This is a genomic window from Methylobacillus sp. DLP286 (assembly GCF_056636515.1).
This window is the reverse complement of record NZ_CM153145.1, coordinates 460075-477343: the sequence shown is the minus strand read 5'-3', so window position 1 is coordinate 477343 and position 17269 is coordinate 460075. Positions and strand designations below refer to the sequence as shown.

Genomic DNA, 17269 nt, shown 5'->3' with positions numbered 1-17269 from the left:
TTAATACAACTTAGCTTAGTTGGAAGATGCTACATTCTTGGGACCGCCAAACTCCCAGCGCACGCCGATCCAGCCTGCGCGTGGAGCGCCTGGGGCACGTAGGCTCGCCCTGTGATCTTCGCCGCCATCATAAGTGCCGTCAGCCAGGAAATAGGATTCCCCGATCATGCCGCCGCTACTGTATTCGCGATCGAAAATATTGATGGCCTTGGCAAACAATTGCCAGCCGTTGCCGAAGTTATAGCGGGTATCCAGATTGACGATGGTGTAGCCGCCCAGTTTCGCACCTTCCCCTTGGTCCTTGTTGTTCTCGTTGCCATGGGCATATTGATCGGAGAACATCAGGACATTGGTGCCTATGCTCCACTTCGGCGTAATGGCATATTCACCACGGAACTTCAGGCGGTGGGCAGGAATAGCAGCCAAGCGATCACCCTTGTTGACGTTGATGCTGCCACCAGAGGCGGTGGTATTCACCTCGTTGACCAACTCAAGATCGCTCTCATAGGTCGCCTTGATGTAGCTATAGCCCAACATCCAGTTGAAACCGCCGTGATTGCCCATCAGGCTGGTGTCCAAGCCCATGCGTCGGGTTTTACCTACATTGTCGAAATAACCCCTGCCGCTGGTTCCAGGTACATAGATGAACTGGATATCGTCGTAGTTCTGCGCACGATACACACTGGCCGTCCAGCGCAAGTCCTCGGTCAAATTGCCACGTACTCCTGCTTCGTAGGTTTTCGCCACCACCTGTTTCAGAGGTGGATCACCCGCCATCGCATTAGGCAGCTTGCAAGACTCTTCAGGATTGGCGCACCCTAATTCGATAGCGGTCGGCGCGCGACTGCCTTCGTTGTAGGAACCATAGAACGTCCAATCCTTGGTTGGCGTGAAATTCAGGCCGATTGCCGGATTGATGCGATTGAAGCTGTGATCGCCGGACAATGATTCATCGTTACTTGTATCAGGAATCAGATGATCGCGATTCTCCACCTTTGTATGGTTGTAGCGCGCGGACATCGTCAGGTGCCAGAAATCATTCAGTGATAGCGTGTCAGTTGCAAACAGGCTCCAGGTACGCGTGCGCCCTGTCAGTTCGACCTCGCCTTCATCGCCAAACAATCCGATGCCGTCTACGCCGCGGCTTGACGTCAAGTTTCCAAACTCGGTCGATTGGCTGAAACGTGTCTTACTCTGGTCGAAACCAAACCCAACGATGAATTGGTTTTTCTTTTGCAACCAATCCTGATTGAAGCTCAGCTGGGTAGTAAAGCCATAACTGTCCTTACGTGCACGACTGCGATTAAGAGCACCTGCACATGACTCCTCGGCATCCTCTGGATCCGTCAAAGTACTACAGTCCGCCATATAATCATTATCATCCACGTCATCGTTGCCATCCCCGTTCAAGGTACGGGTCCTGGACTGGCGGTAGTAGACATTGCCGCTCAGCATCACGTCGTCATTGAACCAATGCGAACCGGTCAGGTTGAGAAACGACAGGGTGTTGCGTGTCTGATCTGGACGCGTAAGGATAGTGTCACGACCCAGCGCGCGCATCATCTCCGACGGCACCAGCCCGTTGCCGATCATGTCATTGTCGGCGCCGGTATAGCTTAGGTCCAGTTTGGTGGTTTCATTCTGCCAGCCCACCTTGGCGAACAATTGCCGCACATCAGTCGGGGAATGGTCGCGCCAGCCGTCCTCACGGAATGAATTGGCCGTGATGAAGAAATCAACCGAGCCGTCCTCGGAAACACCGCCATACTCGACAGATCCAGTCTTGCGGCCCCATGAGCCAACGCTGGCCTCCAGGGCAGCACCCTGGTTGTCGCGGCCGCTCTTGGTCTGCAGGGACAATGCGCCGCCCAGCGTATTGAGGCCGAACAGTGGATTGGACCCGGGGATCAAGGACATATTGGCAAGCGCGTTGACCGGGATCAGGTCCCAGCTCACGACGTCGCCAAACGGCTCATTGACGCGCACGCCGTCCACGTATACGGACAAGCCCTGCGGCGTACCCAGCAATGGGGATGCGGAATAGCCACGGAAACTGATATCGGGCTGGAACGGATTATTCTGCGTATCGTTGACATTGACCGCAGGCACATTGTTTTGCAGGTAGTCTGCAATCGTGACGCTGCGCTGCTTTTGCATTTGAGGGCCGGTGATGAGCTGGATGCCTGCAGGCACTTGCGCCAATGGCAGACCGAGCGAAGGCAGCGGCGTCGTGCCCACCACGTTGACCTTATCCGTAGTGATAGGCGTTGCATCTGCTGCATATGCCTGGAAGCTGATACAGGCATTGGCAACCAGCACTGCAACCGTGCTCAACCTCAGATTCTCTCTCTTTAACATACAATCCTTCCATAGTTGTTGTGATCGCCGGTTTATATTTATGATTCCGGCATCTCCCATCTATCAAGTTTCATGCCGGATTTCAGGCAGGCGGTAAGTGATTGTATTCATGGATTTCTGTGAAAGAGAATATCAGAACTTCATTTGAATCGGTTATAAACAACCAATTATGGTGGTTATATATAGCCAAATTGGCTGTATATAACCACCCCATTCATATACTTTGCAATATAGCGCGCGGAGATTGATTGAGGAAGCGCCGCATGCCCAGCCATGCGGCGGCAGGCACCAGCAAAGCAGCCAGCACCATGACGCCCAAGGCACCCCGCAAGTTGAACTGGTAAGGAATATTGAACACCTGGCTGCTGAGGTAATACGCCATGATGGCAGCCGCCAGCGTGGCAACCAGCGCCGCAAGGATGCCGATGACGGCAAACTCGGTCCAGAGCGCCTGCAATACCTGCCGCCTGGAAGCGCCCAGCACGCGTAGCAGCGTTGCCTCCTTGACGCGCTCTTCGCGAGTGGCCACCAGGGCAGCATAAAGCACGGCCAGCCCGGTCAACAAACTGAAGGCAAACACATATTCAAGCGCGTGGCTCATCTTGTTCATGATCTCGCGCACCTGGTCAAGCAAGGCTGCGACATCAATCACCGTCAGATTGGGAAACTCGCGTACCAGCTGATTGAGCAACTGTTCTTGGCCGCCTGGCAGGTGGAAACTGGTGATATAGCTGGAAGGATAATTATCCAGCACGCCTGGCGGCGTCACGGCAAAGAAATTGGCACGCATGGTATCCCACTCCACCTTGCGCAGGCTGGTGATTTCCAGTTCCAGCCGCGTCCCGGCGACATCATAGGTCAAACGATCGCCCAGCTTGAGGTGCAGGTCGTTTGCGATCCCCTGCTCCAGCGACAGCATGGGCTTGCCATGTTCCAACGGCTGCCACCAATGTCCCTCAAGCAACTGGTTATCCTGCTGCATGTCAGCTGCCCAGGAAAGGTTGAATTCGCGTTCCGCCAGCCGCCGCGCCCTGTCATCCTGGTAATCTTCCACGTTAAGCGGCTTACCGTTGATCTCCAGCAAGCGTCCGCGCACCATGGGGAATATCTCGACATGATGAAGGCCGCTGCGGTCGAAGAACTGCTTGATCGGCCTAATCTGCTCTGGCTGGATATTAATGATGAACCGGTTCGGCGCATCCTCCGGCAACGTCTGCTGCCAGCTCGACAGCAGGTCGCCCCGGACGATGGCCAGCAAAATCAGCGCCGTCAGCCCAAGGCTGAACCCCAGCACCTGGGCTACCGCCAGGCCCGGCCTGCGCTTCAAGGCTGCCAGGCCCAGCAGCCAGGAGCCGGTCGCGTTCTGCGGCAAGCGTGCGAGCAGACGCACGCCGAGCCAGGCCAGCAAGGCGACTGCCAATAACAGGCCTGCCAATGCCAGCAGCACGATAGCCCCCAGCTTTGCATCGCCCGCCTGCCACAAGATCAACCCAGCCAATACCAGCAGGGCCGGGACGAAATGCAGCCAATGCGCCTGATATTGCTCGCCCAGGTCGCGCCGAAGGATGCGCAAGGCAGGCACATCGCGCAAGCGCGCAAGATGCGGCCAGACCACGGCCAGCATGGCGGCAAAACCCGCCGCCAGGCCAGACACGGCAGGCATGATGCCAGGCGCCGGCAGCGTTTCCAGCAGCAACCTGTCCGCCAGCACCGCCAGGCCGGCCTGCGCGGCAAAGCCAAGCAATACCCCAAAGCCGCTGCCGAAAGCGGCGATCAGCAGGGTCTGGCTCATGAGAATACGGAAAATGAAACGCCGCGAAGCGCCGAAGCAACGCATCAGAGCGTAGCTATCCAGGCTTTTCTGCACATAGGGCTGGCTGGCAAGGAACATCGCCACCATGGCCAGGATCACGCTCACCATGGCAGACAGGCCGAGGAACTGCTGTGCCTTTTCCAGGGCGTTGCGCATCTCTGGCCGGGCATCGGTAACTTTCTGCAATTGCTCTCCGCGCTCCAGTTTAGGCTTGAGCCAGGCAGCGAAATCATCGATCTCGGCAGCCTCCCCGGCCAGCAACAATTGGTACTTGACCCGGCTGCCGAACTGGATCAACCCGGTCGAGGCCAAGTCTGCCGCATTGAGCATCACGCGGGGCGCAATGCTGAACATGTCCCCGCCACGCGACGGCTCGCGTTGCAGGATGGCAGAAACCTGCATATTGCGCTCGCCCACTTCCAGGCTGTCGCCCACGTTCACGCCCAGCCTGGAAGCCAGGCGCGGCTCTATCCAGACCGTACCCGGCGCCGGTATCCCAGTTGCGGCTTGTCCGCCAGTCAGCATCAAGGCCGGCTCAACCCGCTGCAGCAATACCGTCAATTCGCCGCGCAAGGGGAAGCCCTCCCCCACCGCCTTGATCTCGGCCAGCTGGCTGTCATCGCCATGCAGCACCATGCTGGGAAATTCGGTGGCATGCGTCGATTGCAAGCCACGCTGCCTGGCTTCATCGATATAGCGATCCGGGATGGCATGGTCCGCTGCTACCAATATGTCGCCGCCCAGCAGCATACCGCCCTGCCGCACCAGGGCGGACTCAATGCGGTCGGTAAAGAAGCCAACCGAGGTCGTGGCAGCCACGGCCAGTACAAGGGCGAAGACCAAGACGCGCACCTCGCCAGCCGCCCACTGGCTGCGCAGCTGGCGCCAGGCAATCAGGAAGGCCATCATGCGTCACTCTCTTCGTGCAATTGGCCGTCATGCAGGCGCAACCTGCGCTGGCAGCGCGATGCGAGTTGCATGTCATGCGTGACGAGGATCAAGGTCGTGCCGGATTCGGCATTCAGGCCGAACAGCAATTCAATAATGCGCTCGCCGGTATGCTCGTCCAGGTTGCCCGTCGGCTCATCGGCGAACAGGATGGCGGGTTGCGGCGCAAAAGCCCGTGCTATCGCAACACGCTGCTGCTCGCCGCCGGACATCTGGCGCGGGTAGTGCGAGAGACGGTGTCCAAGCCCCACCCGCTCGAGCGCGGCGCTGGACTTTTCCTTGGCATCCTTGCGGCCAGCCAGCTGCAAGGGCAGCATGACGTTTTCCAAAGCAGTAAGGGAAGGCAGCAATTGGAACGACTGGAATACGAAACCCATGCTCTTGCCGCGGATAGCCGCCCGGCCGTCTTCGTCCAGGTGGCTGATCTCGGTGCCGTTGACCAGCACTTTTCCGCCGCTGGGACTGTCCAACCCTGCAAGCAGGCTCAGCAATGTAGACTTGCCCGAGCCCGAGCTGCCGATAATGGCGACTTTCTCCCCGGCTGCCACCTGGAGCGAGAGCGACTGCAAAATATCGAGCCTACCCGCCCCGTTTTCTATATATTTGTCGAGATTAACCGCTTCAACTACCAAAGGTGTTTGCATCAATGATGTTCCGTTTCATATTGTTATTCAGTCTTGCCTGCGCCATGGTGGCCAACACCGCGCATGCCGCCACCATCCTGGTCTATGGCGACAGCCTTTCCGCAGCTTACGGCATTCCGCGCGAGCAAGGCTGGGTAGCCCTGCTGGAAAATCGCCTCAAGCAGCAATACCCCGGCTACAAGGTCGTCAACGCCAGCATCAGCGGAGAGACCACCAGCGGCGGGGTTAGTCGTATTGCGGCAACACTCGCTCAGCACAAGCCAGGTATCGTTATCCTGGAGCTAGGCGCCAATGACGGCCTGCGCGGCCTGCCTGTCGCCCAGATGCGCAACAACCTTGCCGGCATGATCAAGTCCGGCCAGGAAGCCAAGGCGCAAGTGCTGCTGGTAGGCATGATGATTCCACCGAACTATGGCCCTAAATACACGCGAGAGTTCACTGCCAGCTATGCAGCGCTGGCAAAAGAATTCAAGCTGCCCTTGGTCGAGTTCCTGCTGGAGGGCGTCGCCGGCAAGGTCGAGTTCACACAGCAGGATGGGCTGCACCCCAAAGCCAATGCCCAGGAAGCCATCCTGGAAAACGTCTGGAAGCAGCTGGAGCCGCTGCTCAAGTCCGGCAAGCCGGCCTAGCACAGCCGCGCTGCTTCTCCTTATGCGTCAGTATGGCGAACCCGGCTGCAGGGGCTGCCAATCCAGCATCATGCCCTGCTCGCCAGGCCTTGCCTGCCAACCTTCTGTAACCCCGATCCCCGGCACCAGCACCAACTCGTCATCAAGGTAAACCAACGGCAGGCGTTCGCGCAGCCATGGCGCGATATTGGCTTCCTGGTAGAGTTGCTTGAGCGTACGGGTCGGGCGCTTGGCATCAGGCTTGAAACGCTCTCCACCATTGCGGTAGCGTATGCCGAGCTTGCGTCCCTGCAATCGTGACATGGCCAAGCCGTTCGCAACATCATACCGGGCCAGCAATTGACCGTTCGCGGGCAAAAGCAGGCTATTTTCACCCTGCCACTGCAAACCGGCCCGATCTGGAATAGGCGGCTCCACGCTCAGGCTGGCCCAGCCGCGGTAACGCCGCAGGTAATTCGCTTCATGCACCCGGACTTTGATGATAGCCTCGTCACCGGCATGTTGCAGCTGCTGCAACATCTCCTGCAACCGTGGCAATCCCGGCATCGGCAAGCCATATGAGGCCAGCCACCAACGCAGCAGGTTGCGCGCGCGCTGGCCGGACAACATGCCCAGACTCTCGACATTGACCTTGCCATCCGCGATCACGGTCGCAGCATCCAGCGCTGCAAGCTCATCCAGTAAAGCCATCGCCTCAGCCATATGCATGGCTGAGCGGGCTAACGTGCTTTTCGCAGCAGGATAACGCTGTTCTAAAACTGGAAAAACTGCATGGCGCAAGAAATTCCTGTCATAACGCATATCCAGGTTGCTTTCGTCTTCCACCCATTGCAAGCCGGCTTGCCTGGCATACGCCTCGAGCTCGGTACGGGAAACATCGATCAAGGGGCGCAGCAGCCTGCGGGACGGGTCGTGCATCGCCATGCCTGCCAGCCCCTTGGCGCCGGCCCCGCGCAGCAACTGCAGCAGCAAGGTCTCGGCCTGGTCATCCTGATGGTGCGCCAACAACACATAATCAGCGTGGTGGGCCAGCAAGGCAGCATACCGTGCCCGCCTGGCGCTCGCCTCTATGCCCATGCCAGACTGCTGTTCGACATGCACATGCGCACAATGGAATGGCACTTCCAGCCTGAGGCACTCTGCCGCACAGAACTCGGCCCACTGGTCCGCATTCGGGCTCAGGCCATGATGCACGTGCATGGCTTCCAGTACGAAATCATGATTTGCCCTGGCTTGCACAAGCAACTGCAGCAACACGCGCGAATCCAGCCCGCCGCTGAATGCGAGCAGCAAATGCTGTCCTGGCCTGGTATGGGATGAAATAAAACTACCCATCCGGCGCATCAGCTCGGATACGCAAGTGGATGAGGTGGCAGGATCGCGGGAACGGGGAGGTTTTCCCTCATTCCCGGATAAGGGCTTACTTGACAGGGACTTCCTTGAACTTGCCATAGCTCATGAGGCGCTCATGGCGCGCCTCCAGCAAGTTGTCTACCGACTTGACCTGCAAATGGGCCAGTTCGTCAGCCAGGGCGCGGCGCAGGTTCTGCATCATGTCTTCCGGCGCACGGTGCGCGCCACCCATGGGTTCGGGCACGATACGGTCAACCAGGCCCAGCGTCTTGAGGCGCGCTGCGGTAATGCCTAGCGTCTCTGCGGCTTCCGATGCCTTGTCGGCGCTCTTCCATAGAATGGAGGCGCAGCCTTCGGGCGAAATGACGGAATAAGTGGAGTATTGCAGCATCATCAGGTGGTCGACCACGCCCAGCGCCAATGCGCCTCCCGAGCCGCCTTCGCCGATGATCACCCCGATAATCGGCACAGTGAGCTCCGCCATCACATAAAGGTTGCGCGCGATCGCCTCGGACTGGCCACGCTCCTCGGCACCGATGCCGGGATAAGCGCCTGGCGTATCGATCAGGGTGATAATCGGCAGCCTGAACTTCTCGGCCAGGCGGTAAAGGCGCAAAGCCTTGCGATAGCCTTCAGGACGCGGCATGCCGAAATTGCGGTACTGGCGCTCCTTCACGTCGCGGCCCTTCTGGTGGCCGATCACCATCACCGGCTGCCCCTCGAAACGGGCGATGCCGCCCACGATGGCGGGATCATCCGCAAAAGCGCGGTCGCCATGCAGCTCTTCAAAATCGGTAAAGATGCCGCGGATGTAATCCAGGGTGTAAGGCCGCTGCGGATGGCGCGCCACTTGGGAAATCTGCCAGGCGGTGAGCTTGGCGTAGATATCCTTTGTCAGGGTCTTGTTCTTTTGTTGCAGGCGCTCGATCTCTTCCGAGATATCCAATGCGGAATCATCCTGCACATAGCGCAGCTCTTCGATCTTGGCTTCCAGTTCGGCAATCGGCTGCTCGAACTCGAGGAAGCTGGTTTTCACGTTGTTGGTTTTGGCGTTCATAGGGCGTCAATTATAAAGTATTTTCACGTTTTCATCGCTGAGCCAACCCTTCAGCCCATACAATAATTCATCCTGCAGTTCCACACGCCAGTTATCGCCAAGCATGAGCTCCACCTGCGCATCCTTGTTGTGGTAAGCCACCTTCACGGCGCAGCCGCGCCCAGCCTCGGGATTGCCAGGCTTGCAATAAGGGGCCAGCAATGCCCGTAGCTTGTGGGCATCGGACTGGCCGTTGCAGCTCAGCTTGAGCAGGTTGGCATATGCACTGCGCGCGCCGGCGATATCGGTCAGGCGGCGCGCATTGACGCGCAAGCCGCCCGAGAAGTCGTCATGACTGACGCGCCCCTCCACCACCAGCAGCTGGTCCTCCTTGATCAAGGTCGCATTCTCGTTGAGCAGCTCCCCGCTCACGACAATGTCCACGCGCCCCGCCATGTCGTCCAGCGTGACGATCGCCATCTTGCCGCGGCCTGTCATGCGCACGCGCACGCCCATCACGATGCCGGCCAGCAGCTGCGGCTGGTCGCTGGGCTTGAGGCTGGCGAGGTTGTTGCGCACGAAGGTCGCGACTTCCTTCTGGTAATCCGCATAAGGGTGGCCGCTGAAATAAAAACCCAGCGCGGCCTTTTCTTCCTGCAGGCGTTGCTTTTCCGTCCATGGCGGCGTTTCGGGCAGTACATGCACGGCGCTGTCGATCACAGAGCCGAACAGGCTGTCCTGTCCGCTCGCCGCCCCGCTCTGCTCCGCGGCGCTGATCGCCAGGCTGACGCCAGCCAGCAATGCCGCCCGGTTGGGTTCGAGCTTGTCGAACGCCCCGGCGCGGATCAGCGACTCGATCACGCGGCGGTTGACCTTGCGCAAGTCCAGGCGGCTGCAGAAATCGAACAGGTCCTTGAAGTCGCCGCCTTCCTTGCGGGCGGCGAGAATCAGCTCGATCGCGGCCCAGCCCGTGCCCTTGATCGCACCCAGGCCGTAAATGATCTGCTTGGCATTGATCGGCTTGAAGCGATATTCGCTGGCATTGATGTCTGGAGGCAGCACTTCCAGCCCGTTGACGAGGCAATCGTCATAGAACAGGTGGACGTTGTCCGTATTGTTCATGTCCGCCGACATAGTGGCAGCCAGGAAAGCCGCTGGATAATGTGCCTTGAGGTAGGCCGTATGGTAGGCAACCAGGGCATAAGCCGCCGCGTGCGACTTGTTGAAGCCGTAGCTCGCGAACTTCTCCATCAAGTCGAACAGTTCGCCGGCCTGCTTCTCAGGCGTGCCGTTCTTGACCGCCCCTTCGATGAAGATGCTGCGCTGCTGCGCCATTTCCTCGGGCTTTTTCTTGCCCATGGCGCGGCGCAGCAGGTCGGCGCCGCCCAGGCTGTAGCCCGCCACCACCTGGGCGATCTGCATCACCTGCTCCTGATACACCATGATGCCGTAGGTTTCTTTCAGGATAGCCTCGGTCGCCGGGTGCGGGTATTCCACGCGCTGCAAGCCATGCTTGCGGCGGCAGAAATCGGGGATCAGGTCCATCGGACCGGGGCGGTACAGCGCCACCAGCGCGATGATGTCCTCGAAGACGTCCGGCTTGGCCTGCTTCAGCATATCCTTCATGCCGCGCGATTCCAGCTGGAACACGGCCGTGGTATTGGCAGCCTTGAGCAGCTGGTAACTGGCCTTGTCGTCTATGGGCAGCGTCTCGAAATGCAACGGCTCCAGGCCCTTTTCCGCACGCTGCTGGTTGGCGCTTTCCAGCGCCATGTCCAGGATGGTCAGCGTACGCAGGCCCAGGAAGTCGAACTTGACCAGGCCCACGGCCTCGACATCGTCCTTGTCGTACTGGCTGACCACGCTCTCGCCGCCCGCCTGGCAATAGATCGGGGAAAAGTCGGAAATCTTGCCCGGGGAAATCAATACGCCGCCCGCGTGCATGCCGATATTGCGGGTCAGGCCCTCCAGCCTCAGCGCAAGTTCGAGCAGCTCGGCAACCTCTTCCTCCTGCTCTCGGCGCTCCTTGAGCTGCGGCTCCTTCTCCAACGCGTCGCTGAGGCTGATGCCCAGCTCGTTCGGGATCAGTTTGGCCACGCTATCGACGAAGTTGAACGGCAGGTCCAGCACCCGGCCCACGTCCCGGATCACGGCCTTGGCGGCCATGGTCCCGAAGGTGGCGATTTGGGAGACCGAATCCAGGCCGTACTTGCGCTTGACGTAATCGATGACGCGGTCGCGGCCTTCCTGGCAGAAGTCGATATCGAAGTCGGGCATGGAAACCCGTTCCGGGTTGAGGAAACGCTCGAACAGCAATGCGTAGCGCATCGGGTCGAGATCGGTAATCCCCAGGCTATAGGCGACCAGCGATCCGGCGCCGGAACCCCGGCCCGGCCCGACCGGCACGCCGTTGTTCTTGGCCCAGTTGATGAAGTCCGCCACGATGAGGAAATAACCCGGGAAACCCATCTGGATGATGATGTTGGTCTCGAATTCCAGGCGCGCCTCATATTCCGGGCGCTTTGCTTCACGCCTGGCCTCATCGGGATACAGCACCTTGAGCCGCTCCTCCAGGCCGGCCTTGGCCTGGGCGACCAGGTACTCATCCAGGCTCTCGCCATTGGGCGTCGGGAATTGCGGCAGGTAATTCTTGCCCAGCGTCAGGGTCAGGTTGCAACGCTTGGCGATCTCGACGCTGTTGGCAAGCGCTTCGGGGATGTCGGAGAACAATTCCGCCATCTGCGCCTGGGACTTGAAATACTGCTCAGGGGTAAACAGCTTGGGGCGGCGGTTATCCGCAAGCACATAGCCTTCGGCAATACAGACGCGCGCTTCGTGCGCCTTGAAGTCGTCCGGCGTCATGAATTGTACGGGATGGGTCGCCACCACCGGCAGCTCCAACTCGCTGGCGAGGGCGAGTGCGCTGGCGATATAGGCTTCCTGCTGGGCATGGCCTGCCCGCTGCAGCTCGATATAAAACCGCTGCGGGAACAGCGCCGCCCATTGCCCGGCAAGCGCCTGTGCCTGGGCGTAGTTGCCCTGCAGCAGTGCCTGCCCTATGTCGCCGCCCATGGCGCCGGACAACAGGATCAGGCCCTCGGTGCCGTTTTCGTGCAGCCATTCGCGCTTGACCTCGGCGCGGCCGCGATACTGGTTTTGCAGAAAGGCGCGGCTTAGCAGCTCGCACAAGCGCAGGTAGCCCGCATGCGTCTGGCATAGCAATAGCAAGCGGTGGGGCTGGTCGCGCTTGGATTCATTTTCCAGCCAGATATCGGCGCCGATAAGCGGCTTGACGCCTTTGCCGCGGGCGGATTTGTAGAATTTGACCGCACCGAACAGGCTGCTGAGGTCGGTCAAGGCCAATGCGGGCATCTGGTCTGCCACCGCCTGCTTGACGTAATCGCCAATGCGTACGGTACCATCGACCACGGAATACTCGCTATGGCAACGCAGATGGATGAATGAGGGATTCGACATACTGCCCTGATTTTACCTGATTCAGGCGGCCTTGCTATCAGGAGATTGCATCCGGGCCTCCCGGCCGGACCAATATCAGGCCAGCAACTGGCGCAACGCGGCAGCCAGCTCGTCTTCCTGTACCGGCTTGCCGAAGAAAGCATCCACGCCCAGGCTTTTTGCCAGGGCCTGGTGCTTTTCCGCCGTGCGCGAGCTCACGATCACCAGCGGGATATGGCGCGTGCGTTCGTCGTCGCGCACATTGCGGGCGAGTTCGAAACCATCCATGCGCGGCATCTCGATGTCGGTAAGGATCACGGCCGGCAAGGACTGCTGCATGGCCTGGATGGCTTCCATGCCGTCCTTGGCCGTGACGACCTCGTACCCTTCGCGCTCGAGGAAGCGTCCCAGCACCTTGCGCATGGTGAGGGAGTCGTCCACCAGCAATGCCACCGGCTTGCTTGACGCCAACGGGGTGTCCACTGTCACGGCGATGTTGAGGCTGCCTGCCGACAAGGCCTCGCGGTTGGCAAGCTGCAATGGGTTGACGATCAGCACGATACCGCCATCGCCCAGCACGGTGGCCCCAATCAAGCCGGGCACGCGGGCAAGTTGCGGGCCGATCTGCTTCATCACCACTTCCTGGTTGCCGACAATATCGTCCACATGCAATGCCACACGGTAGTGGCCGCTACGCAGCAGCATGACCGGCGTATAGCGCTGGCTTTCCGCCGTTGCCTGGGCATCGCCGCACAACCTGCCGAGGAAGTAGATCGGGTAATCATGGCCGGCCCAGCTCAACTTGCCATCCGCGTACGCCGCCGTCAGTACGTCCGGCTTCAGCTTCACCACCTGCTCCACCATCACCGCCGGCAATGCGAACTGGCGATTGCCGTACCTGACCAAGACCGCCTGCGACACGGAAAGGGTCACGGGCAGGAAGATGCTGAATATGGTTCCCGTGCCCTGGGTGCTGTTGACGTCGATACGACCGCCCAACGCCGTGATGTCGCTGCGCACGGCGTCCAACCCCACTCCCCGGCCCGATATCTGCGACACGGTGCGCGCCGTGGTGAAGCCCGGCTCGAAAATCAATGCCAGCAAAGCCTGGTCGCTCACCTCCTGGTCGGGCTGCAGCAGGTGCTGCGCCAATGCCCGTTCCCGCACCCGCCCCAGGTCGACGCCTGCGCCGTCATCGCTGACCGTGAGCATGATTTCATCGTTTTCCTGGCACACCTTGAGCGTGATAGTGCCCGCCGCGGGCTTACCATGCTTGCGCCGCACGTCGGGCGACTCTATGCCGTGCGCCACCGCATTGCGCAGGATATGCTCCACCGCCGCGCCCATACGGTCCAGCACGCTGCGGTCGATCTCGGTGTCGGCTCCGTCGAGCGTGAGCTCGACCCGCTTATCGAGCTCGCGCGCCGTCTGGCGTACTATGCGATGCAGCCGCTCCGTCACCAGCGAGAACGGCACCCGGCGCACGTTCATGAGGCCATATTGCAGGTCGCGGCTCATGCGCCCCTGCTGCTGCAACGCAGCCTCGGTCTCATCAAGGTTGCGCAACAGGCCCTGCTGGATGGTGGAAACGTCGTTGACGCTTTCCGCCATCATGCGCGTCAGCTCCTGCAAGCGCGTAAAGCGGTCGAATTCCAGCGGATCGAATGTTTCGTTCGACTCCTGCAGCAATGTCATGCGCGACTGCAATTGGCTTTCCGCCTCGATTTCCAGTTCGCGCAAGTAGCTGCGAAGACGCTGCACGCTTTCGGTCAGGTCGAGCGAGGACTGCTTGAATGCCTGCATTTCGCGCTCCAGGCGCGAGCGCGCGATGCTGACTTCTCCCGCCTCGTTGATCAGCCGGTCCAGCGCCTCGGCGCGCAGCCGCAAGTATTGAACGCGGCGTTCCCGCCCAGCGCGCTGGATCGCCGACTGGCGGCCCGTGGCCAGCGTGGTCTGCCCGCCCAGGACATCTTCCAGCAAGGCGCCGATATGGTCCAGCCCTGCAAACATCTCGGCGAAATCCTCGGCCTGCGGCACCTGCTTCAAGGCGCGCATGACCAGGTCTTCCATGCCATGCACCGCGTCGCCCAGGCTGCCTTGCCCTGCCATGCGCGCGCTGCCCTTGAGGGTATGCAAGGCACGTTGCAGCATGTCCGGATGCTCAGCCTCATACGGGGCCGCATGCCAGGCGCGCAGCTTGCTGCCGATCATGGGCATGAGGTCGCTGGCCTCCTCGACGAACAAGGCAAACAGCTCTTGGTCCACCGCCTGTTGTGAGGCAGGAAGGTCGGCAGTCGGAGCTTCGGAGGTATCTTGGTCGCGAACGGATTCAGCAGGTGCGGCCTCTTCGGTTTCCGTCGAGGGCGCCTGCGTCTGGGACTGCTCCATCAGGCCGCTCACCTTGGCCTCGGCTTCCAGCAGGCTGGCCACGGCATCCTCGGTCTTGGCCAGGCGCGGGGCCAATGGCACGACATTGCTGCCGGTAGAGGCATCAATCACCGGTATCGCCGCCTCCGCCGCCGCTTTCTTGAGTGCGCGCAACAAGGCCGTGGCAGCGCGCGACTGTTTGCGCTCGCGGGCCTTGCCCAGCATTTTCTCCAAGGTGGAGACCGCATTCTGCAACAAAGCCGCGGTTTGCTCCGTCCAGTTGCCTTGGTGCGCGTCCAGCCAATGCTCCAATGCGCGCGCCAGGTCTGACAATGCGTTGAACCCGGTGGAACCGGCGTTGCTGGCCAGGGTATGGGCGGCCCTGCAGGTTTCCTTGTCCGGCGTGAGCACGGGCTCGCTGCGATGCAGCACGACCTGCAGCCAGTCCTGCAATTGTTCCAGGTGCTGCCCCGCCTCTTGCAGGAACACTTCGAACAAGGCGCGGCTGATCTTGCGCGTGCCACCGATCAGCACTTCCTCCGGCTGCTCCTTGGCCGCCGATCCAGACAGGCTGGATTCCAGCTCATCCGCACGCGCTTGCCAAAGCGCGGCTTCGACCGGCTGCTGTGCCTTGTCGCGCAACGACGCGACCCAGCCGGCGAAAGCAGCCGTCGCATCCTCAATAAAGGCAATCATTGCGCTGGTTGGCGTGAGCTTGCGTTCGATCACGCGGTTGAGCAAGGTCTCGACGATGGCAGCCACATTGCCGAGATCGGCCAAGCCGACTGTCCGGCCGCTGCCCTTCAGGGTATGGAAGCCCCTGCGCACCTCGACCAAGGCCTGGTGATTGGTTGCATTGACGCGCAATGCCTGCAAATGCTGCGCGACATTCGCCAGCACCTCTTCGGCCTCGGTCAGGTAGACATCCAGCAGCTCGTCGTCAGGCAATTCAGGCGTTGCGGTATGGGTCTCTGGGATTTCCGCCGCCTCGGCAGGCTGCGTCCCCGGTTCTGCATTCTGCACTGCCTTCAACCTTGCCAGCGCATCCTCGAGCGCAAACGCCCCGCTCACGGCATGAGGATATTGCTCGACCGTCATCCCGACCAGGCTCAGGCTGTCCGCCAGCGATTCAAACACTTCCTGCCCTGTAGCTATTCTCCCCTGCTGCAACCCGGCGATCACCTCTTGGGCGGCCTGTGCCAGAGCCTTGACTTCGGGCATTTCCAGTATGTCCAGGGCGTTGGAGACTTGCTGCAAAGGCGTGCTTGCCTGAGACAACGGGGCGGCATCGCCCGGCTGGCGGAAATAGGCATCCAGCAGTTGCTCCACCTCTTGCAATGCCGCCGCCGTCTCGCGCGCCAATGCATGCTGCGCCGCCTGCTGCACCGCAGGCGCAGGCGCCAATGCGGGCAGTTCGCCATGCAATAGGGTTTGCAAGCGCTGCAGTTGCTTTTCCATTTCAAGCTCAGCCTGCTCGCCTTGCCGGCCGTAATGCTGCAGAGCATCCGACAACAAGGTCAAGGCAGAGGCGACTTCGACCAGGGCAATATCCTGCTGGGGATGATGGCCTTGCTGCAAGGCCAATACCTGGTCATGTACTGCAGCGAACAACTGCTTCACCGGTTCATTCGATAACGCCGGGTAGGTGTTGAGGATGCCCGCAAAGCGGGTCATGAAGTCATTGAAGACGGCTTCGCCTTCATGCGCGCGCGCCCACAACTCCTTGAGCGCATCCAGGGCCACTTGGCATTGCCTGATATATTGCTGCTCTTCGACGTCGGGCACGAAAGTCGCCTCGGCGGGGATCAACCCGTCCAGCTCGAACAACGCTTTCACTTGGACAATACGTTCGGTAGCGAGCTTGCTGATGGCGAGGAAATATAAAAGGTCCCGCAACAAGAGGCTGGCCGGGCGGTTCACGCCCTCGCCGGCAGAGCGCAACTCCTGGTCAAGACGGCGGCACAGCCGCTTGACGCCGACAGCCTGGCGATGGCTCTCCTCGGCCAGGGTCTCGGTGAATGCAGTTGCCACCCACCATAGGGTTTTCTGCGCCGACTGGGATTGCACAAGCTGCACGCGCTCCAGCGCGGCGGTCATGTCTTGTAACGCCTCTGCATCGCCTTTCAGCCAGGAAAGCAAGGATTTCTGGAATTGGGCGCGTTGTTCCTTGAGGGTAGCCAGCAAGCTTTGCGAGTCCAGCGTTTCGGTGGGGATGTCCTTGGGAAGGCGCAGGCTGGTATCCGGGAAGAACAGCTCCGAATCCTCCAAGGCTTCACCGTGCAAGGACGCCAGTTTCTGCAAGGGCAACGACAGGCGCAAGGGCTGGTCCGGCTCTCCATTCATGAGCTCCTGCAGGTATTGCTGCAAATGCAGGATGGCGTAGCGCAGCGTGTCCAGATACTCAGGCTCCAGGCTGAGCTCCGACTTGTCCAGCTTGGAAACGATAGTTTCGATTTCGTTGCAATAGCGCTTGCATCCTTCCAGGCCCACCATGTCGAAAGCGCCATTGACCTGATAAAGATGCGTCTTGGCAAAACGCAATGGCGACAGATCGGCGGGGTTGGCCCCGAGCGCGGCCAGTTGCGCCAACACCTGCTCCAGGGCCTGGTCTATTTCACCCTTGACCCAGCTCAGCGGGCCGATATCGAAATCTTCCACCAATATG

Annotated in this window: 8 protein-coding genes; 1 reads left to right on the top strand and 7 read right to left on the bottom strand. The window is 60.3% G+C overall.

From position 1 onward, the window contains the following. Window positions 1–15: 15 nt before the first annotated feature. The 3 genes from ACWXTG_RS02235 to ACWXTG_RS02225 form a co-directional block, all read right to left on the bottom strand. Window positions 16–2358 carry a TonB-dependent receptor gene (locus tag ACWXTG_RS02235; RefSeq protein WP_480220536.1) on the bottom strand — a complete coding sequence of 781 codons (2343 nt, stop codon included), beginning with the start codon at window positions 2356–2358 and terminating at the stop codon, window positions 16–18. 214 nt (window positions 2359–2572) lie between these two features. After that, window positions 2573–5080: an ABC transporter permease gene (locus ACWXTG_RS02230; protein ID WP_480220535.1), complete on the bottom strand. Its 2508-nt coding sequence runs from the start codon at window positions 5078–5080 to the stop codon at window positions 2573–2575. Then, entirely contained in the window at window positions 5077–5763 is a 687-nt protein-coding gene (locus tag ACWXTG_RS02225; RefSeq protein WP_480220534.1) for an ABC transporter ATP-binding protein, read from the bottom strand. The genes ACWXTG_RS02230 and ACWXTG_RS02225 overlap by 4 nt, the downstream gene beginning before the upstream one ends. A 2-nt stretch (window positions 5764–5765) precedes the next feature. On the opposite strand from ACWXTG_RS02225, the gene ACWXTG_RS02220 reads away from it, so the two are divergent. Then, the gene (locus ACWXTG_RS02220; RefSeq protein WP_407996446.1) at window positions 5766–6392 is read left to right on the top strand and encodes an arylesterase; all 627 of its coding nucleotides are present in this window, start codon (window positions 5766–5768) and stop codon (window positions 6390–6392) included. Window positions 6393–6419: 27 nt separating this feature from the next. Here the strand turns inward: ACWXTG_RS02220 and tilS are convergent, their stop codons facing one another. From tilS to ACWXTG_RS02200, 4 genes are all read right to left on the bottom strand, one after another. After that, window positions 6420–7685 (bottom strand): tRNA lysidine(34) synthetase TilS, encoded by a 1266-nt coding sequence (gene tilS, locus ACWXTG_RS02215; protein ID WP_407996445.1) that lies wholly within the window; start codon window positions 7683–7685, stop codon window positions 6420–6422. A gap of 127 nt (window positions 7686–7812) precedes the next feature. Further along, window positions 7813–8802, bottom strand: a complete 990-nt coding sequence (locus ACWXTG_RS02210) for an acetyl-CoA carboxylase carboxyltransferase subunit alpha (RefSeq protein ID WP_405029488.1) — start codon at window positions 8800–8802, stop codon at window positions 7813–7815. Window positions 8803–8808: 6 nt separating this feature from the next. Beyond that, complete coding sequence (gene dnaE / locus ACWXTG_RS02205) at window positions 8809–12258, bottom strand: DNA polymerase III subunit alpha (protein ID WP_480220533.1); 3450 nt, start codon at window positions 12256–12258, stop codon at window positions 8809–8811. 75 nt (window positions 12259–12333) lie between these two features. Continuing rightward, on the bottom strand, window positions 12334–17262 hold the full coding sequence (locus ACWXTG_RS02200; protein WP_480220532.1) for a hybrid sensor histidine kinase/response regulator: 4929 nt from the start codon (window positions 17260–17262) through the stop codon (window positions 12334–12336). Between the last annotated feature and the right edge of the window lie 7 nt (window positions 17263–17269).

Coding starts and splice junctions, on each gene's coding strand:
- ACWXTG_RS02225 (WP_480220534.1), bottom strand. CDS start 5,763: ATGCAAACACCTTTGGTAGTTGAAGCGGTTAATCTCGACAAATATATA.
- ACWXTG_RS02220 (WP_407996446.1), top strand. CDS start 5,766: ATGATGTTCCGTTTCATATTGTTATTCAGTCTTGCCTGCGCCATGGTG.
- ACWXTG_RS02210 (WP_405029488.1), bottom strand. CDS start 8,802: ATGAACGCCAAAACCAACAACGTGAAAACCAGCTTCCTCGAGTTCGAG.
- dnaE (WP_480220533.1), bottom strand. CDS start 12,258: ATGTCGAATCCCTCATTCATCCATCTGCGTTGCCATAGCGAGTATTCC.
- ACWXTG_RS02230 (WP_480220535.1), bottom strand. CDS start 5,080: ATGATGGCCTTCCTGATTGCCTGGCGCCAGCTGCGCAGCCAGTGGGCG.
- ACWXTG_RS02235 (WP_480220536.1), bottom strand. CDS start 2,358: ATGTTAAAGAGAGAGAATCTGAGGTTGAGCACGGTTGCAGTGCTGGTT.